Consider the following 21,631-nt stretch of genomic DNA (forward strand, 5'->3'; position numbering starts at 1 on the left):
AATGGCATTATTAATTGAAGTACCAGAGGTTTCACATCACGTGAATATCAAAGTGATTGGCGTTGGCGGTGCAGGCTGCAATGCAATCAATAATATGATCGAGCATGCGATGCAATCGCATGGCGTCGATTTTATTTCGGCTAATACCGACGCGCAGGTATTAAAACAGTCTAAAGCGGATAACGTGGTTCAGCTGGGTGCTCAGCTTACAAAAGGCTTCGGTGCTGGTTGTAATCCAGAAATCGGTCGCCAAGCTGCGGAAGAAGATCGCGAACGCATCGCTGAATTGATTTCAGGTGCTGACTTGCTATTTATTACTGCCGGTATGGGTGGTGGTACCGGTACTGGTGCAGCACCTGTGATCGCACAAGTCGCTCGTGAGAAAGGCATTCTCACTGTGGGTGTGGTGACTAAGCCTGGTCTGGATGAAGGCGGCCGCCAAAAAGTAGCGCAAGCCGGTATTGATGAATTAGCTCGTTATGTTGATTCATTGATTGTGGTTTCAAATCAAAAGCTTGAAGAAGTTTTGGGCGATGATGTGACGATTGATGAGGCATTCCGCGCAGCGGATGATGTGCTTCGCAATGCCGTCGGTTCTATCGTTGAGATTATTCAATACCCAGGTTTGATCAACGTTGACTTTGCCGACGTGAAAACCGTAATGCGTGAAATGGGTATGGCGATGATGGGTTCAGCTCATGCGACCGGTCCAGACCGTGCAATCCGCGCGACTGAAGAAGCGATTCGTTGCCCACTTTTGGACAACATCAGCTTTAAAGGCGCCCGTGGCGTGTTGGTGAACTTCTCAACAGCTCCTGGTAAATTGAAAAAATCAGAAACGCGTCAAGCGCTTGAAATCATCGAATCGCACGTCGCAGACGGCGCATTGGTAAAACACGGTGTGGTTTACGACGAAGCCTTGGGTGAAGACGAAATCCGCGTGACTTTGGTGGCAACCGGTTTGGGTGGCAAAGCGATTAGCACGCCTTCATTGACTGTGGTGAGCAGCAGCCAAACCTTGAAAACTGGCACTGATAATCAAGCTTATGAAGAAGCCTACGATACCCCAGCAATTTGGCGTAATAATCGTGGCAATCGTGCACCTGAAGCCGCTGCACGCCCTGCAATGAGCAATATCGACATGGATATCCCGGCATTCTTGCGTCGCCAAGCGGATTAAGTGTTGATATTCAGCGACGCAGTTCGCTGGCGATTGATTTAGCCAAATAGCTTGAATCAATCGTTTTGATTGAAATGATTTGCTCAGTCTTTTGCCTAGGACTGATAAAATCATAGTATTGAATGTATAGGCAGAACGGCCATGTTTTTACAAAGAACTTTGGATTCAACAATTCATGCAACGGGTGTGGGACTGCATTCGGGCGAGAAAGTGAAGCTCACTTTGCGCCCAGCACCTGTGAATCATGGGATTGTGTTTAAGCGCTCTGATTTGCCCGAATCAGCGCCTTTCAAAGTTGGCCCCGATTTAGTGAACGACACGCGTCTCTCCTCAACGCTCGTCCAAGACGGCGTGCGTGTCGGCACCATTGAGCATCTAATGTCTGCTTTTGCCGCACTTGGCATCGACAATATTATTGTTGAAGTCGATGCGCCTGAAATGCCGATTATGGATGGTTCTGCCGCACCATTTATCTACTTGATTCAAACCGCTGGGGTGCTAGAGCAAGATGCCCCTAAGCAGTTTGTTAAGGTACTCAAGCCCATTGAGGTGCATGATGGTGATAAATGGGTGAAATTTGAGCCGCACAATGGCTATAAAGTCGCTCTGACGATTGATTTCAAACATCCCGCTTTTAAAAAATCCGCCCAGAGCATTACCTTAGATTTTGCTGAAAGTAATTACATCAGCGAAATCGCACGCGCGCGTACTTTTGGTTTTATTCATGAAGTGGAATATCTGCGCATGAATGGCTTGGCGCGTGGTGGCAATATGGATAACGCTGTTGTAATTGATGAGTTTAAAGTACTCAATGAGGGCGGTTTGCGCTTTGAAGACGAGTTTGTACGGCACAAGATTTTGGATGCGATTGGCGACCTTTATATTTTGGGTTACCCGTTGATTGCTTCATTTTCAGGATACAAATCTGGTCATGCAATGAACAATAAATTATTGCGTGAGCTGCTATCTGATTCTAGCAACTATGAAATGGTGAGCTTTGATCGTCTGAGTGACGTTCCAGCTGCATTTCATGACTTACCTGCGCTAGGCATCTAAACCGTGTTCGCCGTTTTAAGAATACTGTTTATTCTTGCGGTACTCGGCATCTCTTATTCTGCGATTCGATATGTAAAAAGCCGTGATCTGTATTGGCTGAAAGTCATTCGCTGGATTCTCTATTTTGTATTGTCTCTGAGTTTACTTATTTTTACTGGCCTAGTGATACAGCGCATGCTGATGGCTTAATCGGATTGTCTATGCCCCGTTTTTATGTTGATTTACCACTGAGTGTGGGACAAGCACTGGATTTGCCTGAGTCGGTGGCACGTCATGTACAAGTGTTGCGTATGCAACCGAGTGATTCGTTGCATTTGTTCAATGGTCAGGGTGGTGAGTATGCTGCTGAAATAACGGCGATGGGTAAAAAAATAGTCAGCGTTCAGGTTTTAGCATTTGACGATATTGATCGTGAATCACCATTGAGAATTACTTTGGTGCAGGCAATTTCAGCGGCTGATCGGATGGACTATACGGTGCAAAAGGCTGCTGAGTTAGGTGTGGCAGTATTGCAGCCAGTGATTTCGCAATATTGCCAACAACGTTACAGCGGCGAACGCGCAGAAAAGCGGATGGCGCATTGGCAAGGGATTGCAGCGAGTGCTGCAGAACAATGCGGTCGGACTCGTTTGCTTGAGATTCGTCCCATTTTAACATTGGCGCAATTTTTAGCATCTGGTGACGAGAGTGAGTTAAAGCTATTGTTGTGCCCGACTGGCGCTGTTGCTTGGTCTACATTGCCACAATCGGTAAAAAGTGTGAGCGTATTAATAGGGCCGGAAGGTGGGTATTCGGCTGAAGAAGATATTCTGTCTGTTCTTGCTGGTTATACGTCCGTGCTAATTGGGCCGAGAATTTTACGAACAGAAAGTGTTGCGCCTGTGATAGCGGGTTTGCTACAGGCCCGATATGGTGACTTTTTATAGTCAACGTTGTGTTTAAACGCTAGTGCTTTAATTTTCTGCTATTGCGATCATGTTTTAGCCTTGTTCAACACAAACATAACTCTGTGTTATTACTTGCCTTTCCCTTCTCGAACGCGACTCCGCTATAATCACTGTTTACCTGCCGGCCTAATCACCCATTTATGAATAGCAAACAGCTTTATTTTCGCGTTCTATCCTATATTCTCCCGTATCGCAGTGTGGCAATCATGTCGATATTGGCTATGGTGGTGGCTGGCGGTGTTGATGCTGCAATGATCCAAATGATAGGGACGATTATTGATAGTTTTAAGCAAAGTAAAGCAGCGGCTCATGCTGCATGGCTTATGCCGATGATTTTATTTGGCATGGGCATCCTGCGTTTAATCTCCAGTTTTGCATATGAATACGGCAGCGCGTGGTTATCATCCCGCGTGATGCATGATTTACGGCAGGAGGTGTTTGCCCGCATGATGGCGATGCCAATTCGATTTTTTGATCAGTCTTCCGTTGGTGTGCTGTTATCTAGAGTGACCTTTGACATTAATCAGATCATGGATGCCGGATTAAATGTGTTAACTGTGCTGGTAAAAGACTCCGTCATGGCGATCGCATTGCTGAGCGTGATGTTTTGGACCGATTGGCAGCTGACTTTATTTTGTCTGATTATGCTACCTGGGGCTGCTGTGTCTATTCAGATTGTTAGTAAGCGCCAGCGAAAATTGTCGCGTCAAACTCAGGATACGATGGGTGAGATGAGCCAGATTTTGGATGAAAGTTTAGGCGGGCAGCGCATTATCAAGATTTTTGGCGGTGCTCGGTATGAGGCAGCTCGATTTGGTAATGCCAATCAAAATGTACGCCGCCTTGCTGTTAAGCGGGCAGCCACGGCTAGTTTGAACTCTGGATTTACGGTTTTTTTAATTGCGGTTACGATTGCAGCGATTATTTATTTTGCAGGGATCCGTGCGGCGGATGGCGCAATGACGGCGGGGTCTTTTGTGTCATTCATGGGCGCGATGATGATGTTGCAGCAGCCGATTAAGAACTTATCGAGATTAAGCGATACCTTGCACAGAGGCTTGGCTGCTGCGGACTCGGTGTTTGCTATTTTGGATCAGCCTATTGAGCCAGATTTAGGGACTTTGGCACCAGAGCGTGTCACAGGGCGATTAAGTATCAACAATCTGCAGTTTTCGTATCAAGCTGATGGGGTTAAAGCGTTAGCGGGAATAAATCTTGAGATTTTTCCGGGTGAAAGTGTGGCTTTAGTGGGGCAGTCTGGTAGTGGTAAAACGACTTTAGCCAATTTGATCCCCCGGTTTTATGAACCCACTGCAGGCGAGATTCGCCTCGATGGCGAATTGTTAGCTGATTATCAATTGGCGAATTTACGCGCTCAAATTGCATTGGTTTCCCAAGATATGGTGCTATTTAATGATAGCGTGGCAGCTAATATTGCTTATGGCGTCGATGAAATTGATATGGCGCGGGTACATGCCGCAGCGAGTGCAGCTTATGCGACTGAGTTTATTGAACAAATGCCAAATGGCTTTAGCGAAATGTTGGGGGAGAATGGCGTTCGCCTTTCTGGCGGTCAGCGACAACGCTTAGCGATTGCTCGTGCGATTTATAAAGATGCACCAATACTGATTTTGGACGAGGCGACGAGTGCATTAGATACTGAATCAGAAAGAAAGGTGCAAGAAGCGCTTGAGAATTTGATGGTCGGGCGAACCACTCTGGTGATTGCACATCGCTTATCAACGATTGAAAAAGCAGACCGAATTATCGTGATGCAGCAAGGCAAGATTATCGAAAGTGGTTCTCACGCAGAGTTGATTACTCGCAGTGGCATGTATGCACAAATGCACGCGGTGCAGTTCTCAACGATGGATGAACTTCCAGCGCAATAGTGTTTTGTATTGCCAGATTTTCTTCATTAAAGCATCTTTGCTTTTGAAGAATTCTTTGCGCATTTTTGGGAGAAAACGCATTTTCGGACGTTTTCTGCAGCCAATTGAAGAGGTAAACTGAGCTGACTCTTTTACTACAAACGGTTCTAGTCCATAAGTACGTAGCTTATGCCCCCAGATCTGATCCATGGTGTCATCAATTGCATGAATCATTTTTGATGTATGTTGTAGCAAGGCTTTTGCTGCTTCGCGGTTAATGACATACCCTAAAGTGCCGCGAGGTTGTTCTAAATATTCAAGCAACTGATATTGGCCTGCATTGATTTGTTCTATTGTTTTTCCTTTACGTGGAAAAGTGCCTGCAAGCCGAACCAAATCCCAATTCGTTTGCTTTTCTAATAGCTTTTCGATGACTTCTTTGAAGTTGTGTGCCAACTCGACATCATCTTCCAGTATGCAACAATGTCGTTCATCGGTTGCCAAGAATTGTGCCCAAATAGCACGGTGACTTAAATAGCAGCCCATTTCACCACGACTGAGATCCCGGCCATAAAGGCGTAAACGCACTTTTTGTTGGTATATTTCAGGTGCATTGTTTTCACCTAGTTTGATCGCGTCAAATAAGACAACATCAAGTTGATGTTGTGAGAATTGTTCGGTGATATAAGCTCGTCGCTGTATTTCTTCGGGCAATGAAATGCAGTAGTAGATCATGTGGGTGGCATACAATTAGCTCAGGTGACTTTTATAACCGATTTTTGCTGCAATATGATGACTTCTTAGTGTAGCTTCTAATTTTTGCCAATTTTCAGCTTGTTTTGATCGATCATTTTCTTGATGCCACAAATGTAAAACGGGTACTGCATATCGACCATCTTTGATGGAAATACCTAAGCGAAGTAGCCGTACCGCAAAATCAGAGTCTTCATGCCCCCAGCCTGAAAAATCTTCATCAAATCCATTAATGGCAACAAAGTCGCTTTTCCAAACACCTAAATTACAACTTTTGACTACTTCCCAGCGTGAGTGCCGCTTCTTACGCATTATGCTCAATTTCAAGCGCAACCATGGCAGCGCCCGGTTGGTTTTTTTTTGTAGTTTAGCTGCCATCCACTGCCATACCGACCAATCCATAATCTGAATCGCATCGTTCTCACTGAGTAGCGTGTGAGTAAATGACTCGGAAAGCAGAACTCGATTACCTGCGATGTACCAACCGCTTTCTGCAAGCGATGCGTGCTGATTGACAAAATCAGGCATGGTCACACAATCACCATCTAGAAATACAAGGTAGTCGCCTGTCGATTGGGCTGCCGCTCGATTGCGAATCGCCCCCGCACGAAATCCAATATCCTCGTGCCATACATGCACTAAGTGACAGGGGAAATTGTTTTGCCATGCTGTAATCAGATCGGAAGTTTCTTTTTTTGAGCCATCATCTGCAATCAAAACTTCCCATTCGGTATTGGGATTGATCGCTTGCTTGGCAAGCCCTGCTAAGACTAAATTAAGTGCGGCAGGTCGATTGTAGGTTGTGACGATGATTGAGATTTTCATGCGTTTTCTTTTAAATACATCAGCTTGAGTTGGCGGTAGTAGGCACCCTCTGCATTAGAAACAGACAAGATAAAACCTTCACGACCATCTAGGAATCCACACTTAATGATGTAGCTGCGGATAAATGTCCAGACACCTTTAAAAATTGCGCTGCTTAAGCTTGAATTCGCACCTTTAGTCAAGCGTTGCTGAGCACCTGCGCTGGAATATCGATTGATTTTATCCAATACCGACTCTAAATCATCAAAAGAATAATGCAGTAGTAGTCCGTCTAAGTTGCTGACTTTGCTGGTGAAAATCAAACGTTCATGCACCAAGTCTTCAGAGTAATGCGCACTGCCTTTTTTAAATAAGCGCGGTAGGTAATCTGGATGCCAGCCAGTGTGCTTCATCCAGCGACCACAGTAGTTGGATAAGCGATTTAATTGATAGATATCGGTTTCGGGGTTTTCAATAGCATTTTGAATTGATAGCACTAGCGTGGCATCGACGATTTCATCGGCATCTAAAGCAAAAATCCAGTCCGTATCCAGCAAAGCAATGGCACGATTTTTTTGGATGCCAAACCCCGGCCAATCATTGCTTTGGTGGATGTGGGCGCCGTGTGCTTGTGCAATTTCTAATGTGAGGTCGGTGCTGCCTGAGTCTAGTATGACGACTCGATCACACCACGTCAGGGATTGAAGGCAAGCGGCTAAATGGGCTTGAGCATTTTTTGTGATAATGGCAACGCCAATGGTCGGCATAGTTGTTTCGTTTTTAACTGAATCAGGCTGCTATAATCGCTCTTCTCGCAATGTCAGGCAAGTCGCCTTGTAGTGGAGCGAACAAATTTATGAGAGTCAGCGGATTTACCTTTCTGCGTAATGGGACGATGTTGGGTTATCCCTATATAGAGAGTTTGCAGAGCTTATTGCAGGTTTGCGACGAAGTGGTCGTTGCGATTGGTAAAAGCGAAGACGACACATTGGAACGAGTCCGCGCCATTAATGATCCACGCATTCGAATTATTGAAACGGTGTGGAACGAAGGCATGGAGCAACGCGGCTTTGTGTATGCGCAGCAAAAAATGATTGCCCAGTTTAACTGCACGGGTGACTGGGCTTTTTATTTGGAAGGCGATGAGGTGATTCATGAAGACGATGCGCCAAAGATTCGCGCCATCATGGAGCAACACTTCAAAGACCCCGAAATTGAAGGAATCGCTTTCGATTACCACCATTTTTATGGTTGCCCAGATTTAGTCGCGCGTAGTCCGGCATGGTATCGGCAGGAGCTGAGAATTATTCGTAATACGATACGTAGCTTTGCACCTGATGGCCTATTTTGGGTGGTGATGGATAAAAATAAACGGGGTCGCTATGCACGCGCTGCGTTAGCGCATTGTCCGATTTATCATTATGGACATGTTCGCTCTAGCGAAAAAATGCAGGAAAAACATCGGCAAGTTGCTAAATATTGGAGCCATGCGCCCAAACCGCACGATTACTCTCAAATTGATGCTTCAATTTTGCAGCCATTTACTGGATCACACCCTTCGATTCTAAAGTCATGGCTGCGTGATATGGCAGAAACACAATTTGTGGCCGATCAGAATTATCAGCTCAATAAACGTGAAAAGCGGCATCGTATTTTAATGAAGATTGAAGCTATTACGGGGCTTGATTTAACGAAGAAACATTTTACCTGTGTAAAAAAATAAGGTTTTTTATAGTGCCTAATAAAAACATAGATGTAATGTGGTTGCTGGCGGCTATTTTGGGTTTTGCTCTGCCGGTTAGTACTGCACTCACTAATGTGATGGTTCCTTTGTGTGGGTTGATTGGCTTGTATTTGGGGCGCCATGATTTACTCGCCTTAATTCGCCGCTATCCGTTATTAGCATTGCCGTTAATGATCTGGCTGGCATTAGGCATAGGAGCCATTCTTTCCCCTGCGCCTGATGCATGGAGCTATTTTGCCAAATATAAAAAACTGATCTTCGCACCTTTGATAGCTCTGTTTTTTATCAAAGGTTCGAGTAAAAGCATCCAATATGCTATTGCAGGATTTTTGCTTGGTAATTTGGGTATCTTGTTTTTATCAACCTTTGTGTGGTGGACAGGGCAACAGGTGTTTTTTGGCTTTGAGCTAAGGCCTGCTTCTGCAATTTCTAAAAATGCGATTGCCCAAAGCTTGCTGATGGCTTTTTCTGGTGTGATGTGGTTAGGTGTTGGAATGTATCGCCGTAAATGGCTGATCGTGTGCTTTGCGCTTGCCGCGTGGCATATTGCTAATATTTTTCTGATGTCGCCACAGCGGACTGGCTATATGTCCGTAGTACTTATGCTGGCTTGTTGGGGATGGTTTTATTTGCAAAAACAATGGCGTATTGCTTTTGCCGGGATCTTATTGTTAGGCTTAGGCGCAGTTTTTTCTACTCATAACACTGCTGAGTTTCGTATCAAGCAAGGCATGGGAGAAGTGAAAGCATGTGTTGATGCGATTAAAAAAGCCTCCAATGCCAGCCAGTTTTGCTTTACCTCGGGTGGTGCGCGAACTTACTTGTATTTGACGGCTGCAGACCGGATTGAAGCATCTCCATTAGGACACGGTACCGGCAATGTACGAATTAATATTGGTGACGTGGAGTTTAGCAACCCACACAATGAGTATCTATTGCAAGGTCTGCAAACTGGAGTGTTCGGGATGGTCTTGTTCGCTGCCATGTTGGTGATGGCCTTTTTACTGGCTTTGAAATTGCCAAAAATTTGGCGTGCATTAGCTGTTGGCGCCATCGTGTCATACATGGTTTGCAGTTTATTTAACTCCTTGCTGATGGATATTACTGAAGGTAATACTCTGATCGTTATTTTGGCTTTAATTGTGGCTGCCCATGCTTTGTTGGTCGTGGGAGCGGAAAAGAGTGAAACACATGACTAATTCAGTCGGTATTGTGACGCCGAATAAGATCAATTTTGAAGACCCCATCACCCTCTCGTCTGGTGCAGTTTTGCCGCGCTATGAATTGATGGTGGAAACCTATGGCACACTGAATGCCGATAAATCAAACGCAATTTTGATTTGCCATGCCTTGTCGGGGCATCATCACGTGGCGGGTTATCACACGCCCGACGATAAAGCGCCGGGCTGGTGGGACAGTATGATTGGGCCAGGCAAGCCGATTGATACCAACCGTTTTTTTGTGATTGGTGTGAATAATCTCGGTGGTTGCCATGGCTCGACTGGGCCTTCGAGTATTAATCCAGAGACGAATCAGCCTTATGGTTCGGCCTTTCCGGTCGTGTTGGTACGAGATTGGGTCGAAACGCAGGCGCGCTTGGCCGATCGTTTAGGTATTGAGCAATTCGCGGCCATCATTGGTGGTAGCTTGGGCGGTATGCAGGCTTTACGTTGGTCGATTACCTATCCAGAACGCGTTCGTCATGCTTTGGTGATTGCCTCTGCGCCGAAACTCACGGCACAAAATATCGCGTTTAATGATGTGGCGCGGCAAGCAATTATTACTGATCCTGAATTTCATGGTGGTGATTTTTACCAGCACGGCGTCGTACCAAAACGCGGACTGCGTTTGGCGCGCATGCTGGGCCATATTACTTATTTGTCGGATGATGGCATGGGCGAGAAATTTGGCCGATTGCTGCGTACGGGTGAATACAAATACGGCTATGAAGTCGAGTTTGAAATCGAATCCTATCTGCGTTATCAAGGCGATAAATTTGCCAATGTGTTCGACGCGAATACCTATTTATTGATGACCAAAGCACTCGATTATTTCGATCCGGCGCGTCATTACGGCGGCAGCCTCTCGCAGGCGATGCGCCAAGCGAAAGCGAAATTCTTGGTCGTATCATTTACCTCCGATTGGCGTTTTGCGCCATCGCGTTCGCGTGAAATCGTCAAAGCCTTGCTTGATGCCGATCGCACCGTATCCTATGCGGAAATTGAATCGGCGCACGGCCACGATGCCTTCTTGATGGAAGATGCGCCATATATGGGCGTGATGCGGGCTTATTTAAATAATATTGCTGCGGAGATTGCGTAATGGCTCATCCAACTACGCTGCGCCCTGATTTAAAACACATCGCTGAGCAAATTAGACCCAACTCGCGCGTACTCGACTTGGGTTGCGCCGATGGTGAATTGCTCGCTTGGTTGCAAGCGAACAAACAAGTGCGTGGTATTGGTGTCGATGTGGATGTGAACTCGATTGTGACCTGCGTCGAAAAAGGCCTGAACGTGATTCAAGCCGACATGGAAAGCGGCTTGCAGCATTTTGAAGACGGCAGTTTTGACTATGTTGTGCTGTCGTTAACGATCCAATCGATGCACAACGTCGAGCTGATTTTGCAAGAAATGCTGCGCGTTGGCCGCTGCGGGATTGTGACGTTCCCGAACTTTGGCTTCTGGGAAAATCGCTGGCAAATCTTGCTCGGCCGCATGCCGGTTTCCGAAACGATTCCGTACGATTGGTATAACACGCCGAATATTCATTTCTGCACGGTGCATGATTTTGGCAAGTTGCTACATAAACTCGGTATGCAAGTCAATGGCCAAATCGTATTGCACCAAGGTGAGCCAGTTGAATTTTTGCCGAATCTGCTGGGTAGTTTGGCGCTGGTGCGATTTAGCCAAGCGGCAAAGATTTAAGCAAATGATCCACGAAACGATTGAAAAAAACGAAGTGCCAATCAGAGTCAATCATTTCGTGGACTGCATGCTTGGATTGGGCAGGGGTAATGCCTGATTGGTGTATTGGATTGAAGGCTAGTTAATATTTAACTTCTGTGGCAATACCTTTGAAAGGCGCGCTATGAATACGATCCAAACTATCCGTTTTGGCATCATCGGCACAGGTAGTATCGCGCAGCGTTTTGTTTCTGGTTTGGCGCAAGTACCCGATGCGCAAGCCGTGGCGGTATTTAACCGTACTGCCAGCAAAGCCAATCAATTCGCTGAATTGAATCAAATACCCAATGTCTATTTATCACTAGACGAGCTGCTCGCTAGCGATATCGACGCGGTTTATATCGCCACTCCCCATCCTAGCCATGCCGCGCTGAGTATTGCCGCGCTCAATGCAGGCAAAGCGGTGCTGTGCGAAAAACCCGCAGCGGTCAGCTTGGCCGAGTTGGGCGAGGTGATCGCCACCGCGCAAGCGATGCAGCGCCTGTATATGGAGGCGATGAAGCCACCGTTCTTTCCGCTCTATCAAACTATCCGTGAACGTATTGCCGCAGGTGCCATCGGTGACGTGAAGTTTATTCGCGCTGGCTTCGCTAACCCAACTATTCCAGCAGGCCACGCGGTGCTCGATCCGGCACAGGCGGGTGGTGGCTTATTGGATATCGGTATTTACGCGGCGTTTCTGGCGGTGGATTGGCTTGGTGCGGCGAGTGAAGTGCAAAGCTTAGGCCGTATCGGGGCGACCGGCGTGGATACGTTTGCCAGTTGGCAAAGTCAACACGCGAGCGGGATTAGCCAGTTGTATTGTGGGTTGGATGTGGCAGGTAGTGGTGAAGCTTTGATTTCGGGATCAAAGGGTTACGTGCTGATTCACGATAAATGGTGGAATCCAGCGCGCGCCACTTTAGTGACGGCCAGCGGCGAACGCGAAGAATTAGCACACGCGCCGATTGGCTCAGGCCTGAATTATGAAACCGCACATTTTTGTGATTTGCTGCGTAATGGGCTGCTAGAAAGTCCCGTCTTGCCCCATGCAAAAACTCGTGCAGCCTTGCAAATGACGCTTCACGCGCGCAATGCTTTGGGTCATGTTTGATGCTGAAGGAAATAGGTGTGTTGCTTAATTTGAAAGCGTCATCTTTCTAGTTACCATGGTCGCGCTAATGCCGCGTGGCACTTACTTTCTTTGCTTCGCCAAAGAAAGTAAGCAAAGAAAGGCGACCCGAGGCGCACATCGGTCCCCGATGCCCTCGCGTGGCGCGAGCCAAACGATAAGGCTGTTTGTCTCCCTTCGTGCTCGGTGTGCTTGGACGGGATTTTTAAGCCCCAGCTCAATCATCGCGGCACAGCATGAATTATTATCTGAGCATTGTTAGAGCGGGCTAAGTATTTGGCTGTAGGCTAATTCAATTAACGTATAGAGAGATACACATGAGCAAAGACTATTTACTTGATGAAAGCCGCATGAAGAAAGTAGCCACTGGCCATGGCCTGTGTGTTGCGAGTGATGAAGTGACGATTGAAGGTTATCCGGTTGGGCTGATGTATCGAGAAAAACCGAGCAAAACTGGCGATAGCGGCTGGCGCTTTTTTTCTGGCTGCGAAGATGACAAGTTTTTAAACAATCCAAAAAATCACAGCGAGTTGGATGTGAATGTCATCGCCAATTACGATAGTAGCGTCGTCGCCTTGCTGGATTCGCCAATCGGTAGCGTGTTTGAAAAAGGGCCTGATGCCGATGAGTTTGTTGCGGTGGCGGATTGGTCGCCCTTGGATTAATTACAGAATCGAATTAGTACTGAACGCTAGTATTGAAGATAAACACACACTAAATCTTCAGGCTTTGAATTGAATGAGGTAGAACCCCCAACATGGATGCGCTCACAATGAGTCTCCCAGCTGATCTGCAAAGCAATCAAGAAATTGCGATGTGGATTCGAGAGAATATCAAGGACTTGTATCCAGCGATGGACCTTGATGTCACAGATTATGATGTGCACGCCATGCTAGATAAGGTGCATATCAAAGACGTTGAAGTTGCGATGGGTTATGTTGCCGTAGGGTATGAATATGATTACTCAATTGTGAATGGCTGCAGAGATCTGAATTTTTCAGGCACATCGAAGCTGAATCGGATGACAGGCAACTTGAAAGGGCGCATTCTTACTTTTCCAATTCATCAATCATTACCGCTACGCTCTACCTGCGATGAGCTCTAAGCAGTGTTGAGCCATTTGCTCGCATGCATTAATAAAAACTGTACTCCCCTTGTAGGAAAAAATACAAGTTCATAGAGGGAACACCATCATGATTCGTATCTCCAGCCAGTTTGATTCAGGTTCTATCGACGTAGTCGATGCCAGCGATGCGGCGAATATCCGCCTGAAATTACGTCCCGATAACGCGTCTGATTTTGCGCAATGGTTTCATTTTCGCTTAACCGGCGCGCGCGATCAGGACTGTGTGCTGCGCATTGAAAATGCAGGGCAGAGTGCTTATCCTGATGGTTGGCCTGACTATCAGGCTGTGGCGAGTTATGACCGTGAAAACTGGTTTCGTGTCGATACCGAATACGATGGACAAACGCTGACGATTCAACATACGCCGATGACGGATGCGGTATGGTTTGCGTATTTCGAGCCCTACTCTTGGGAGCGGCATCAAGCTTTAATTGGCAGTGCGCTCAGCTATGCGCCGTGGGTGGATTTGATGCCATTAGGGGTAACGCCGGATGGATACGATCTAGACATGCTGCGCGTTGGAATACCCCTCGGTCATAAGAAAAACATTTGGATTACCGCACGCCAGCATCCGGGCGAGTCGATGGCCGAATGGTTTGTCGAAGGCTTGCTGGAAACGCTGCTTGATCCACAAAATGCCGTAGCGCGTAGTTTGTTGGAACACTGCGTGTTTTACATCGTGCCGAATATGAATCCCGACGGTAGCGTGCGCGGTAATTTGCGTACAAATGCCAAGGGCGCGAATCTGAATCGCGAATGGGGCACGCCAACGCTGGAGCGCAGTCCTGAAGTGTTCTGGGTTCGCGAAAAGATGCTCGAAATCGGCGTCGATGTATTTTTAGATATTCACGGTGATGAAGCAATACCGCATAACTTTGTCGCTGGCTGCGAAGATAATCCGTCATTCTCCAGCAAACAACGTGATGTGCAGAATACGTTCAAGGCAGCATGGTTGGCGGTTAGCCCTGATTTTCAAACTGAATTTGGCTATACCGACAGCCATTTTGGCCCCGAAACGCTGACGCTCGCTACCAACTGGGTTGGCCACACCTTTGATTGCTTGGCTTATACCGTTGAAATGCCGTTTAAAGACACGGCGAGTCATCCGCTACCCGAAGTGGGCTGGAACGGCGAGCGTTCCGCACAATTTGGCGCGAGCGTATTGACGGCACTGTTGGCGGTGGTGCCAAAGCTTTGATATTGTGTATTGCTTTGTAGCCAATATTTATTAATGGTTTGAGGTAAATACATCTACTTGTGTTGGCCAGCCCGCAATGTGAGTTGAGTGTGGGAGGCTTTAAATGTCGCGACGGTTGGTATTGTTTTTGATATTAATGGCTTTGCACGGACTGGCGATTGCGTATTCGCCTGAGTGGCTGGCGCCTTGGGTGGCTGCTACAATTTATGGGCCACTCATGCTGTTGCAGCAGCTCAACTTACCCGTTTTTGGGCTTGCCGCATCAGGTGGATGGGCTGCTCCCTCTTTTATTGCTTGGGCTATTTTAGTTTTATTTTGGGGCTTAATCTGGTTCGCTGTTGCCAGTTTGATGGCCCGTTATTTAAAAAAGTGGGCAAGGAGTGGATGATGAGCGATCCAAAAGTAGCGCAGTTATTACATGATCTGGCTTTGGCTGATCCAGACCGATTGGCGGTGGTCGAGGCTGCGCGGGCTTTGATTTATTCGCTATTGCCGGCAGCGACCGAGCGCGTCATGTATGGTGGGTTTATGTTCGCGACACAAACGGATCTTTGCGGAATTTTTGCATATAAAAAGCATGTTTCGGTTGAATTTGGCCGTGGCTGTGATTTGGCGGACGCTGCGTGTGTGCTTGAGGGCAGCGGCAAATTTCGTCGGCATATCAAGTTGCAGAGCACCCGTGATATTGAGGAAAAATCGCTTGCTCAATATATTTTGCAAGCTGAGCAGTTGGCTTAAGCGAATTGCACAGAGGAACGCTTCAGCAGCTTTGTGCCGAACCCGTTATACTGCAGCAGATTAAATGAAAGGAAATTGAATATGAACGCAAAAATCAAACGCCTCAGCAAGCGCCAACAAAAACGTTACTTATTGCGTGAAGCAGAAAAAATCTTGTGTGAGTTGCTCTTGAGCCCAACCGCGCCGACGAATGTGCAAATCGAAGCTGCGGTCACTGAGCGCTATAACGAGATTTTCAAAAAAGCGTAATTGGCTTTGGCTGTGAAATTTGCCGGTGAAAAAAACCTGCGACCATTCTGGCGCAGGTTTTTTTACGTTAGCCCAATGCATTGTGGATATTACCTTGGCAAATGCAGCGTAGGGGCGTAAGTTGAAGGCTGACCATCGCCTTGGAGGGAAATATGCTCAATCCTTTTGCTACAGAGTCGGTGACATTCGAAACGCCGGTCGCAATGCTGATTGCTTGCCATGATAGGGTGCGGCAATACGCTTCGCTGACCGAAAGTCTCGCCGTGCATCTACAACAAAATGGCGCCGATGCTGCAGCAGTGGCAGGGGCGCAATCGATTTTGCGCTATTTTGATATTGCCGCGCCACTGCACCATCAAGACGAAGACGATGATTTATTTCCGGCTTTACTCAGAAAAGCGACGCCACAATTGGCCAGCGTCATCGCAGACATTACCGCTGAACATGATGAACTTGGGGCGCTGTGGCAACAAGTGCGTGCTGCTTTGTTGGCAGTGATTGCGGGCGATGCAAAGGCTTTGGATGCGCAACTGGCTCAGCAATTTGCAATGCGCTACCCCGCGCATGCCGCGCGCGAGGAAAATGAGATTTACCCATTTGCTGCGCAATTATTGGATGATGCCTGTTTGGCGCAATTGGGTAAAACGATGTCGGCTCGTCGTCAAGCAGCCTAAACATGCGGTTTGGCCCAGCGATTCATAATTTCATTGAGTGCTTGCGCGGTGAGTGGCTTGGTGACAAAGTCATTCATGCCGGCATCAAGGCAGGCTCGCGGTCTTCTTGGACGGTGTTGGATGTTAAGGCCATAATCGATAACAGGGCTTTGTCATTTTGCAGTGCGCGAATCGCTCGAGTGGCGGTGAAGCCATCGATGATGGGCATTTGGCAGTAATCCATCAATACCAGCGAGAACTCTTGCTGCTCCTGCATTGTTAAATCAAACCCGCCGCAATCACGATCAACAAAGTGATGCCAAAGTGCCGAGAACTAAAGAGAGAAAATAAGCCCGTCATAAGCTCATTTGTCGGTGTGAATTGGCGCTGTAGCAAGAAAAGCACAGCGCCGCTGATGACTTAGGCGCGTAATTGTCGAGCAAATAAATCTAAAGCAAGTTGATTACCAATCATCGCCAATTGCGGATCATAACGATCGCCTTCATCGCGCATAAACGCGTGGGGGCCATTAAATTCATGCCAAGTGAAGGTTTTTTCCGCAGCAACCAGCGCTTGATAAACTTGAGCGCGGCCAGAGGCCGGAATATGTGGGTCTTGCTTGCCCCAAATCATCAATAATTCGCCGCTGATTTCGCCAAGGCGTTCCATGCTGTGTTGACCGGGCTGATTCGGGATCACATTCGTGTGTAAATCGGTCGCATAAAAGCAAGCTGTGGCTTTGATTTCTGGCTGCAAAGCCGCACGGAAAGCCAAATGTCCGCCAATACAAAAACCCATCGCACCAAATAGGCCATTGCACCAAGGTTGTGTTTTCGCCCAAGCGATGGTCGCGGCGTTATCCGTGTCGTAGCCTTCGACTGACTTGGCCATTTTATCGGCATTGCCTTTATCGCGACCTGCGTCGTCATAAGCCAGCACAGTACCAATTGGATTGAGTTCATGGAACACTTCCGGCACGAGCACGTTGTAGCCGTAGCCAGCAATCAAGCGCGCTGCACGCTCGATCGGCCCGGTTTGCTGGAAAATTTCAGAGTAAAACAAAATCGTAGGGTAGCTACCATTGTCGGCAGGGCGATGGATAAAGGTGCGCATCACGCCCGTTGGAGTGGCTAAGTCGGAAAACTCGCTTTTGATCATCATAATGAAGGTGTTCCTCTGATTAACACACAATAGAAAAACGCCCCGTGGGGCGTTTGCAGAAATTACTTGGTGAGCTTTTCGAGTGCTTCGCGGTATTTAGCCGCAGTTTTGTCGGCCACTTCTTGCGGTAGCACTGGCGCTGGTGGAGTTTTGTCCCAGCCTGTTGTTTCTAGCCAGTCACGAACGAATTGTTTATCGTAGCTTGGCGGGTTGCTGCCGGGTTGGTATTGGTCTGCAGGCCAGAAGCGGCTTGAGTCTGGCGTCAATGCCTCGTCCATTAGGCAGAGTGTACCGTTTTCATCCAGACCAAATTCAAACTTGGTGTCACCAATAATGATGCCGCGCGTTGCTGCGTATTCGCTGGCGGTTTTGTACAGCAAGATCGCCGTCGCGCTCACTTTAGCAGCGAGTTCTGCGCCCAAGATTTCTTCGCAACGTGCATAGCTGATGTTTTCATCGTGATCGCCCAGCTCGGCTTTGGTTGATGGCGTAAAAATTGGCTCTGGTAGTTTATCTGCTTCGCGCAAACCGGCTGGCAAAGCGATACCGCAGACAGTATTGCTCTGCTGGTATTCTTTCCAGCCGCTGCCAGCGATATACCCACGAACAATTGCTTCAACAGGGACAGGCTTGAGGCGTTTGCACACCACGGCACGGCCTTCAACTTGCGGTAGATCTTCGGCAGACACAACGTCTTCAGGTTGATCTCCAGTGAAATGGCTAGGCACCACGTCTTTGAGTTTTTCAAACCAGAAGTTTGAAATTGCAGTGAGGATTTTGCCTTTTTCTGGAATTGGTTCGGCCAAAATGACGTCAAATGCTGATAGGCGATCGGTAGCAATCATTAACATGCGGGTATCGTCAATTTCGTACAGGTCGCGCACTTTGCCCGAGTAGATTTTTTTTAGGCTGGTCAAATTGGTGGTGGTCAGGCCGGACATACGGGTCTCCAGTGGCAACAGATCGGCTGCATCGTAAAGCAAAAGTGTTCTTGCATCGTTGTCTCGCCTTGCAGTACTTAATCTACTGTCTGCGATTTGCCCGCCTTGCCATCACACTTTTGCACGTGTACGTGCTCAGCCAAGAATCAAAAATTAGGCTGCTATTTTGCCTGATTTTACTCACTTCTGCATGCTTGTACGATGACCGCAGTGAATCTCTGGCGATAAATTACAGCGCTTGTTCTAAGCGGAAGACTTTGGCTGCTTCGCCAAGGTGATCAAGGCGGGTTTCCCAACCTTCGGTGGTAAAACCTAGTTTTTGATAAAACGCCAATCCCGTTGTATTGCTTTCATAGCAAATCGTCGCAATCACTTGTGATTGATAGCGTTCTTTGGCAATGGTTTTGAGTGCGCTGATTAGAAAGTTGGCCACGCCACAGCGACGGCGCTCCGGATGAACAATTAAATGGCCGATCCATGCTTTTTGCGCGCGCGGATTGTACAAATTGGCAAAGCCAACGACGCGGTCTTGCTCGCAAACAACAAAGCCTTCTTCATGGCTCGCTAAGTGTTCAATCAGTTGCAGCGTTTCGGCTGGCCATGCGGCACGTGGAAACAGGTGGCGTAGTTCTTCGGCTGTGCGAGCCCATGAAATAACAAACAACAGGTCGTCGAGTGTAGCTCGGCGAAAGGCATATCGAGAGAGTTGTTTCATAAGGGTTTTTATCTAGAACGGCACTAAAGTCTTGATACTAACCGATGTTTGTCAGTATGTAGAAATTTAATCCTCAGAAAGGGCTTGTATGTTGCAATGCTTTAAGGCTTCGCGGCGCGAGAGCGCTAAAAGTAGGGTTTTATCGGCTGCGATTTTCCACCCGAGCTGATAAATAATTGCAGTGCGGCGTAGCCACAGATGGGGCGAGGTTTGCCATTGATCAAGCAGGGCAATCGGTGAGGTTTGCGGCGCGCTATAAGAGCAGGTGCTGATACTCTCAGCTTTAATAGCGCGCCAACATGCTAGAGGGTTTCTTTGATGGCACGGGCTTGTTCGAGTGCGGCATCGGCGCTGGTAGCCAATACGTTAAAATGCCCCATTTTTCGTCCTGGACGCGCTAGTTTTTTACCATATAAATGCAACTTAGTATTAGGCGCCGTCATCAAGATTTCCCAGTGCGGCTCGCTACCATCGTCACCCCATGAGTCGCCAAGCAGATTCACCATCACGGTGGGGCTCAGGAGATCTGTTTTGCCTGGATAGAGGCCGCACATCGCACGAACTTGTTGCTCGAACTGCGTGGTGAGCGTGGCGTTCAGTGTGTAATGGCCAGAGTTATGTGGGCGTGGCGCCATTTCGTTGATGACGAGTTCATCGCCTTCGAGTACGAAAAATTCCACCGCCATCACGCCAACGTAATCGAGTTTCTCTGCCAATTGCATCGCCATTTGGCGTGCGCGGTCGGCCAATGCCGTGCTAATGCGCGCTGGCACAATCGACACATCCAAAATGCCGTTAAGGTGTTCGTTTTCCGCGACAGGGAAACAGGCCACTTCACCAGCGCGGGTGCGAGTGACAATCGCTGAAATTTCACTCACCAGCGGCATCATTTTTTCTAAAACACAGGGCTGATGTTTCATTTCGGCATGTGCAAAACGCACGTCTTCAGCCGTTTTAACGCGAACTTGGCCCTTTCCGTCATAACCCAAACGCGCTGTTTTTAAAATGCCTGGCAAATACGCCGACAAATCACCTTCCAAGCTGGCTGCATTTTTAACGGCTAAAAATGGCGCCACATCCAAACCGGCATCGCGAATAAAGTTTTTCTCGGCGATTCGGTCTTGGGCAATTTCGACGCAATCCCCGCTGGGTGCAACAGGAATGTCTTGGGCGGCAAGCCAGCGCATTGAGTCGGCGTTGACGTTTTCAAACTCAGTCGTGATCGCAGCACAGTGTGTGGCCATGTATTGCAAGGCTTCAGGATCGGTAAAGGATTTACACAGGTGCACATCGGCAAACTCTGCCGCAGGCGCGTGAGAGTCAGGGTCGAGTACAGTCACGCCGTAGCCCATGTTTTTTGCGGCACTCGCAAACATACGGCCCAATTGACCGCCACCTAAAATACCCAGCATGGCCGGTGGTAGGATGATTTTATTGCCCATTTTCATTATTCCTTAAGTCCAATCACTGCTTTGCAGCTTGAAGCACACGCCTACCAAAAAACCAAGGATGCTGTATGGCAAACTACATTCATTTGCCATTTTGGTTTTTCCTTAATTTCATTTTCTGCTTGAAAGCTTGATGTGATTTATAGCCGTATGCACCCATGCCATAGAGTATGCCACCGACTATACCCACAGGCAGGGCGTCAATTACCCCAGCCATAAAAGAAGTTTGGCCGCTCGCGTAGCGCAGAGCAGCCAAAAGTAAAATACACGGGACACCCCAAAGTACGCATCCTCTGAATAAAACCCAATACCAAAACGACCGCATCGGGGGTAATTCTGATTCGGGCTTCATGTGTCCTCGGTTTGCTTGAGTGTCTGTGCGTCGCCAGACACCGTCTCTAATCAGAGTTTATTCTACTGCAGGTAGTTCCATTGCTAACACAGTTTGTTTCTGTGTTTCACGGAAGGCGTTCAGTTTGGCGGCCAACTCTGGATTTTGATTCGCAATCATTGATATCGCAAACAGCGCCGCATTGGCTGCACCGGCTTCACCAATCGCAAAAGTTGCGACTGGAATGCCTTTTGGCATTTGCACAATCGACAAGAGCGAGTCTTCACCACGTAGGTATTTCGACGGCACTGGCACGCCTAATACCGGCACAATCGTTTTCGCTGCCAACATGCCTGGCAAATGCGCTGCGCCACCGGCACCGGCAATAATGCAGGTGAGTCCACGTTCGGCGGCGGTTTCTGCATACGAAAACAATAAATCAGGGGTACGGTGCGCGGAAACTACACGGCACTCAAATTCGATACCAAACGCTTGCAGCTGTTTGGCCGCGTGCTGCATGACATCCCAATCGCTATTACTACCCATTACTACGCCGACTTGGATCATCGCGGCTACCCTCAAGGCAAAACACGCGATTTTACCGAAGAACACACCACTTTTGATAGCAATCTTGACCAA

27 protein-coding genes are annotated in these 21,631 nt (G+C 47.8%); 16 read left to right on the top strand and 11 right to left on the bottom strand.

Annotated features, from left to right (window positions below):
• Window position 1: 1 nt before the first annotated feature.
• The 4 genes from ftsZ to msbA all read left to right on the top strand — a co-directional run bounded on the left by ftsZ (window position 2) and on the right by msbA (window position 5,075).
• Window positions 2-1,180 carry a cell division protein FtsZ gene (gene ftsZ, locus K4H28_RS16405; RefSeq protein WP_221006202.1) on the top strand — a complete coding sequence of 393 codons (1,179 nt, stop codon included), beginning with the start codon at window positions 2-4 and terminating at the stop codon, window positions 1,178-1,180.
• A gap of 141 nt (window positions 1,181-1,321) precedes the next feature.
• The gene (gene lpxC / locus K4H28_RS16410; protein WP_221006203.1) at window positions 1,322-2,236 is read left to right on the top strand and encodes a UDP-3-O-acyl-N-acetylglucosamine deacetylase; all 915 of its coding nucleotides are present in this window, start codon (window positions 1,322-1,324) and stop codon (window positions 2,234-2,236) included.
• A 200-nt stretch (window positions 2,237-2,436) separates the two neighbouring features.
• On the top strand, window positions 2,437-3,162 hold the full coding sequence (locus tag K4H28_RS16415) for a 16S rRNA (uracil(1498)-N(3))-methyltransferase (RefSeq protein WP_221006204.1): 726 nt from the start codon (window positions 2,437-2,439) through the stop codon (window positions 3,160-3,162).
• Window positions 3,163-3,323: 161 nt separating this feature from the next.
• A complete protein-coding gene (msbA, locus tag K4H28_RS16420) occupies window positions 3,324-5,075 on the top strand; it encodes a lipid A export permease/ATP-binding protein MsbA (RefSeq protein ID WP_221006205.1) in 1,752 nt (583 codons plus the stop codon).
• Here msbA and K4H28_RS16425 read toward each other — a convergent pair.
• The 3 genes from K4H28_RS16425 to K4H28_RS16435 are packed head-to-tail and all read right to left on the bottom strand — an operon-like array spanning window position 5,046 to window position 7,378.
• Window positions 5,046-5,789, bottom strand: a complete 744-nt coding sequence (locus K4H28_RS16425; RefSeq protein ID WP_255573566.1) for a glycosyltransferase family 25 protein — start codon at window positions 5,787-5,789, stop codon at window positions 5,046-5,048. The genes msbA and K4H28_RS16425 overlap by 30 nt on opposite strands.
• Before the next feature lie 15 nt (window positions 5,790-5,804).
• A complete protein-coding gene (locus tag K4H28_RS16430; protein ID WP_221006207.1) occupies window positions 5,805-6,632 on the bottom strand; it encodes a glycosyltransferase family 2 protein in 828 nt (275 codons plus the stop codon).
• Window positions 6,629-7,378 (bottom strand): glycosyltransferase family 2 protein, encoded by a 750-nt coding sequence (locus K4H28_RS16435; RefSeq protein ID WP_221006208.1) that lies wholly within the window; start codon window positions 7,376-7,378, stop codon window positions 6,629-6,631. Before K4H28_RS16435 ends, K4H28_RS16430 begins: the two co-directional genes overlap by 4 nt.
• 89 nt (window positions 7,379-7,467) lie before the next feature.
• Here K4H28_RS16435 and K4H28_RS16440 point away from each other — a divergent pair, with 89 nt between their 5' ends.
• The 12 genes from K4H28_RS16440 to K4H28_RS16495 all read left to right on the top strand — a co-directional run bounded on the left by K4H28_RS16440 (window position 7,468) and on the right by K4H28_RS16495 (window position 16,417).
• The gene (locus K4H28_RS16440) at window positions 7,468-8,334 is read left to right on the top strand and encodes a glycosyltransferase (RefSeq protein WP_221006209.1); all 867 of its coding nucleotides are present in this window, start codon (window positions 7,468-7,470) and stop codon (window positions 8,332-8,334) included.
• An 11-nt stretch (window positions 8,335-8,345) separates the two neighbouring features.
• The gene (locus tag K4H28_RS16445) at window positions 8,346-9,554 is read left to right on the top strand and encodes an O-antigen ligase family protein (RefSeq protein WP_221006210.1); all 1,209 of its coding nucleotides are present in this window, start codon (window positions 8,346-8,348) and stop codon (window positions 9,552-9,554) included.
• Window positions 9,547-10,677, top strand: a complete 1,131-nt coding sequence (gene metX / locus K4H28_RS16450; RefSeq protein ID WP_221006211.1) for a homoserine O-succinyltransferase MetX — start codon at window positions 9,547-9,549, stop codon at window positions 10,675-10,677. The genes K4H28_RS16445 and metX overlap by 8 nt, the downstream gene beginning before the upstream one ends.
• Window positions 10,677-11,282 carry a methionine biosynthesis protein MetW gene (gene metW, locus K4H28_RS16455; RefSeq protein ID WP_221006212.1) on the top strand — a complete coding sequence of 202 codons (606 nt, stop codon included), beginning with the start codon at window positions 10,677-10,679 and terminating at the stop codon, window positions 11,280-11,282. Before metX ends, metW begins: the two co-directional genes overlap by 1 nt.
• 163 nt (window positions 11,283-11,445) lie before the next feature.
• Window positions 11,446-12,414: a Gfo/Idh/MocA family protein gene (locus K4H28_RS16460; RefSeq protein ID WP_255573567.1), complete on the top strand. Its 969-nt coding sequence runs from the start codon at window positions 11,446-11,448 to the stop codon at window positions 12,412-12,414.
• A 335-nt stretch (window positions 12,415-12,749) separates the two neighbouring features.
• Window positions 12,750-13,097, top strand: a complete 348-nt coding sequence (locus K4H28_RS16465; protein WP_221006213.1) for a DUF2185 domain-containing protein — start codon at window positions 12,750-12,752, stop codon at window positions 13,095-13,097.
• A gap of 107 nt (window positions 13,098-13,204) precedes the next feature.
• Complete coding sequence (locus K4H28_RS16470; RefSeq protein WP_221006214.1) at window positions 13,205-13,537, top strand: hypothetical protein; 333 nt, start codon at window positions 13,205-13,207, stop codon at window positions 13,535-13,537.
• Between the two features lie 88 nt (window positions 13,538-13,625).
• The gene (locus K4H28_RS16475; RefSeq protein ID WP_221006215.1) at window positions 13,626-14,756 is read left to right on the top strand and encodes a M14 family metallopeptidase; all 1,131 of its coding nucleotides are present in this window, start codon (window positions 13,626-13,628) and stop codon (window positions 14,754-14,756) included.
• A 103-nt stretch (window positions 14,757-14,859) separates the two neighbouring features.
• Window positions 14,860-15,144, top strand: a complete 285-nt coding sequence (locus K4H28_RS16480) for a hypothetical protein (RefSeq protein ID WP_221006216.1) — start codon at window positions 14,860-14,862, stop codon at window positions 15,142-15,144.
• Window positions 15,141-15,494 carry a DUF1801 domain-containing protein gene (locus tag K4H28_RS16485; RefSeq protein ID WP_221006217.1) on the top strand — a complete coding sequence of 118 codons (354 nt, stop codon included), beginning with the start codon at window positions 15,141-15,143 and terminating at the stop codon, window positions 15,492-15,494. The genes K4H28_RS16480 and K4H28_RS16485 overlap by 4 nt, the downstream gene beginning before the upstream one ends.
• Window positions 15,495-15,575: 81 nt before the next feature.
• Complete coding sequence (locus K4H28_RS16490; RefSeq protein WP_221006218.1) at window positions 15,576-15,743, top strand: hypothetical protein; 168 nt, start codon at window positions 15,576-15,578, stop codon at window positions 15,741-15,743.
• Window positions 15,744-15,895: 152 nt separating this feature from the next.
• Window positions 15,896-16,417, top strand: coding sequence for a hemerythrin domain-containing protein (locus tag K4H28_RS16495; protein ID WP_221006219.1), 522 nt, complete (start codon window positions 15,896-15,898; stop codon window positions 16,415-16,417).
• Between the two features lie 73 nt (window positions 16,418-16,490).
• Here K4H28_RS16495 and K4H28_RS16500 read toward each other — a convergent pair whose 3' ends face one another.
• The 8 genes from K4H28_RS16500 to purE form a co-directional block, all read right to left on the bottom strand.
• Window positions 16,491-16,673, bottom strand: coding sequence for a response regulator (locus K4H28_RS16500; protein ID WP_221006220.1), 183 nt, complete (start codon window positions 16,671-16,673; stop codon window positions 16,491-16,493).
• 143 nt (window positions 16,674-16,816) lie between these two features.
• Window positions 16,817-17,557: a dienelactone hydrolase family protein gene (locus K4H28_RS16505; protein ID WP_221006221.1), complete on the bottom strand. Its 741-nt coding sequence runs from the start codon at window positions 17,555-17,557 to the stop codon at window positions 16,817-16,819.
• 62 nt (window positions 17,558-17,619) lie between these two features.
• Window positions 17,620-18,498, bottom strand: coding sequence for a phosphoribosylaminoimidazolesuccinocarboxamide synthase (locus tag K4H28_RS16510; RefSeq protein WP_221006222.1), 879 nt, complete (start codon window positions 18,496-18,498; stop codon window positions 17,620-17,622).
• A 229-nt stretch (window positions 18,499-18,727) separates the two neighbouring features.
• On the bottom strand, window positions 18,728-19,213 hold the full coding sequence (locus K4H28_RS16515) for a GNAT family N-acetyltransferase (RefSeq protein ID WP_221006223.1): 486 nt from the start codon (window positions 19,211-19,213) through the stop codon (window positions 18,728-18,730).
• Window positions 19,214-19,279: 66 nt separating this feature from the next.
• The gene (locus K4H28_RS16985; RefSeq protein ID WP_221008082.1) at window positions 19,280-19,576 is read right to left on the bottom strand and encodes a DNA alkylation repair protein; all 297 of its coding nucleotides are present in this window, start codon (window positions 19,574-19,576) and stop codon (window positions 19,280-19,282) included.
• Window positions 19,516-20,655: a 5-(carboxyamino)imidazole ribonucleotide synthase gene (locus tag K4H28_RS16525; protein WP_221006224.1), complete on the bottom strand. Its 1,140-nt coding sequence runs from the start codon at window positions 20,653-20,655 to the stop codon at window positions 19,516-19,518. The genes K4H28_RS16985 and K4H28_RS16525 overlap by 61 nt, the downstream gene beginning before the upstream one ends.
• Window positions 20,656-20,743: 88 nt before the next feature.
• Complete coding sequence (locus K4H28_RS16530; protein WP_221006225.1) at window positions 20,744-21,013, bottom strand: hypothetical protein; 270 nt, start codon at window positions 21,011-21,013, stop codon at window positions 20,744-20,746.
• Window positions 21,014-21,070: 57 nt separating this feature from the next.
• Complete coding sequence (gene purE / locus K4H28_RS16535; RefSeq protein ID WP_221006226.1) at window positions 21,071-21,559, bottom strand: 5-(carboxyamino)imidazole ribonucleotide mutase; 489 nt, start codon at window positions 21,557-21,559, stop codon at window positions 21,071-21,073.
• Between the last annotated feature and the right edge of the window lie 72 nt (window positions 21,560-21,631).

Origin of the sequence: Deefgea tanakiae (assembly GCF_019665765.1) — a bacterium.
GTDB lineage: Bacteria > Pseudomonadota > Gammaproteobacteria > Burkholderiales > Chitinibacteraceae > Deefgea > Deefgea tanakiae.

Excerpts from the sequence above, each read along its gene's own strand:
- K4H28_RS16465 (WP_221006213.1), top strand. The coding sequence starts at position 12,750 with ATGAGCAAAGACTATTTACTTGATGAAAGCCGCATGAAGAAAGTAGCC.
- purE (WP_221006226.1), bottom strand. The coding sequence starts at position 21,559 with ATGATCCAAGTCGGCGTAGTAATGGGTAGTAATAGCGATTGGGATGTC.
- K4H28_RS16430 (WP_221006207.1), bottom strand. The coding sequence starts at position 6,632 with ATGAAAATCTCAATCATCGTCACAACCTACAATCGACCTGCCGCACTT.
- metX (WP_221006211.1), top strand. The coding sequence starts at position 9,547 with ATGACTAATTCAGTCGGTATTGTGACGCCGAATAAGATCAATTTTGAA.
- K4H28_RS16425 (WP_255573566.1), bottom strand. The coding sequence starts at position 5,789 with ATGATCTACTACTGCATTTCATTGCCCGAAGAAATACAGCGACGAGCT.
- K4H28_RS16495 (WP_221006219.1), top strand. The coding sequence starts at position 15,896 with ATGCTCAATCCTTTTGCTACAGAGTCGGTGACATTCGAAACGCCGGTC.
- K4H28_RS16505 (WP_221006221.1), bottom strand. The coding sequence starts at position 17,557 with ATGATGATCAAAAGCGAGTTTTCCGACTTAGCCACTCCAACGGGCGTG.
- K4H28_RS16485 (WP_221006217.1), top strand. The coding sequence starts at position 15,141 with ATGATGAGCGATCCAAAAGTAGCGCAGTTATTACATGATCTGGCTTTG.
- K4H28_RS16515 (WP_221006223.1), bottom strand. The coding sequence starts at position 19,213 with ATGAAACAACTCTCTCGATATGCCTTTCGCCGAGCTACACTCGACGAC.
- K4H28_RS16530 (WP_221006225.1), bottom strand. The coding sequence starts at position 21,013 with ATGAAGCCCGAATCAGAATTACCCCCGATGCGGTCGTTTTGGTATTGG.
- K4H28_RS16480 (WP_221006216.1), top strand. The coding sequence starts at position 14,860 with ATGTCGCGACGGTTGGTATTGTTTTTGATATTAATGGCTTTGCACGGA.
- K4H28_RS16470 (WP_221006214.1), top strand. The coding sequence starts at position 13,205 with ATGAGTCTCCCAGCTGATCTGCAAAGCAATCAAGAAATTGCGATGTGG.
- ftsZ (WP_221006202.1), top strand. The coding sequence starts at position 2 with ATGGCATTATTAATTGAAGTACCAGAGGTTTCACATCACGTGAATATC.
- K4H28_RS16440 (WP_221006209.1), top strand. The coding sequence starts at position 7,468 with ATGAGAGTCAGCGGATTTACCTTTCTGCGTAATGGGACGATGTTGGGT.
- K4H28_RS16460 (WP_255573567.1), top strand. The coding sequence starts at position 11,446 with ATGAATACGATCCAAACTATCCGTTTTGGCATCATCGGCACAGGTAGT.
- lpxC (WP_221006203.1), top strand. The coding sequence starts at position 1,322 with ATGTTTTTACAAAGAACTTTGGATTCAACAATTCATGCAACGGGTGTG.
- metW (WP_221006212.1), top strand. The coding sequence starts at position 10,677 with ATGGCTCATCCAACTACGCTGCGCCCTGATTTAAAACACATCGCTGAG.
- K4H28_RS16475 (WP_221006215.1), top strand. The coding sequence starts at position 13,626 with ATGATTCGTATCTCCAGCCAGTTTGATTCAGGTTCTATCGACGTAGTC.
- K4H28_RS16510 (WP_221006222.1), bottom strand. The coding sequence starts at position 18,498 with ATGTCCGGCCTGACCACCACCAATTTGACCAGCCTAAAAAAAATCTAC.
- K4H28_RS16525 (WP_221006224.1), bottom strand. The coding sequence starts at position 20,655 with ATGGGCAATAAAATCATCCTACCACCGGCCATGCTGGGTATTTTAGGT.
- K4H28_RS16490 (WP_221006218.1), top strand. The coding sequence starts at position 15,576 with ATGAACGCAAAAATCAAACGCCTCAGCAAGCGCCAACAAAAACGTTAC.
- K4H28_RS16435 (WP_221006208.1), bottom strand. The coding sequence starts at position 7,378 with ATGCCGACCATTGGCGTTGCCATTATCACAAAAAATGCTCAAGCCCAT.
- msbA (WP_221006205.1), top strand. The coding sequence starts at position 3,324 with ATGAATAGCAAACAGCTTTATTTTCGCGTTCTATCCTATATTCTCCCG.
- K4H28_RS16415 (WP_221006204.1), top strand. The coding sequence starts at position 2,437 with ATGCCCCGTTTTTATGTTGATTTACCACTGAGTGTGGGACAAGCACTG.
- K4H28_RS16500 (WP_221006220.1), bottom strand. The coding sequence starts at position 16,673 with ATGCAGGAGCAGCAAGAGTTCTCGCTGGTATTGATGGATTACTGCCAA.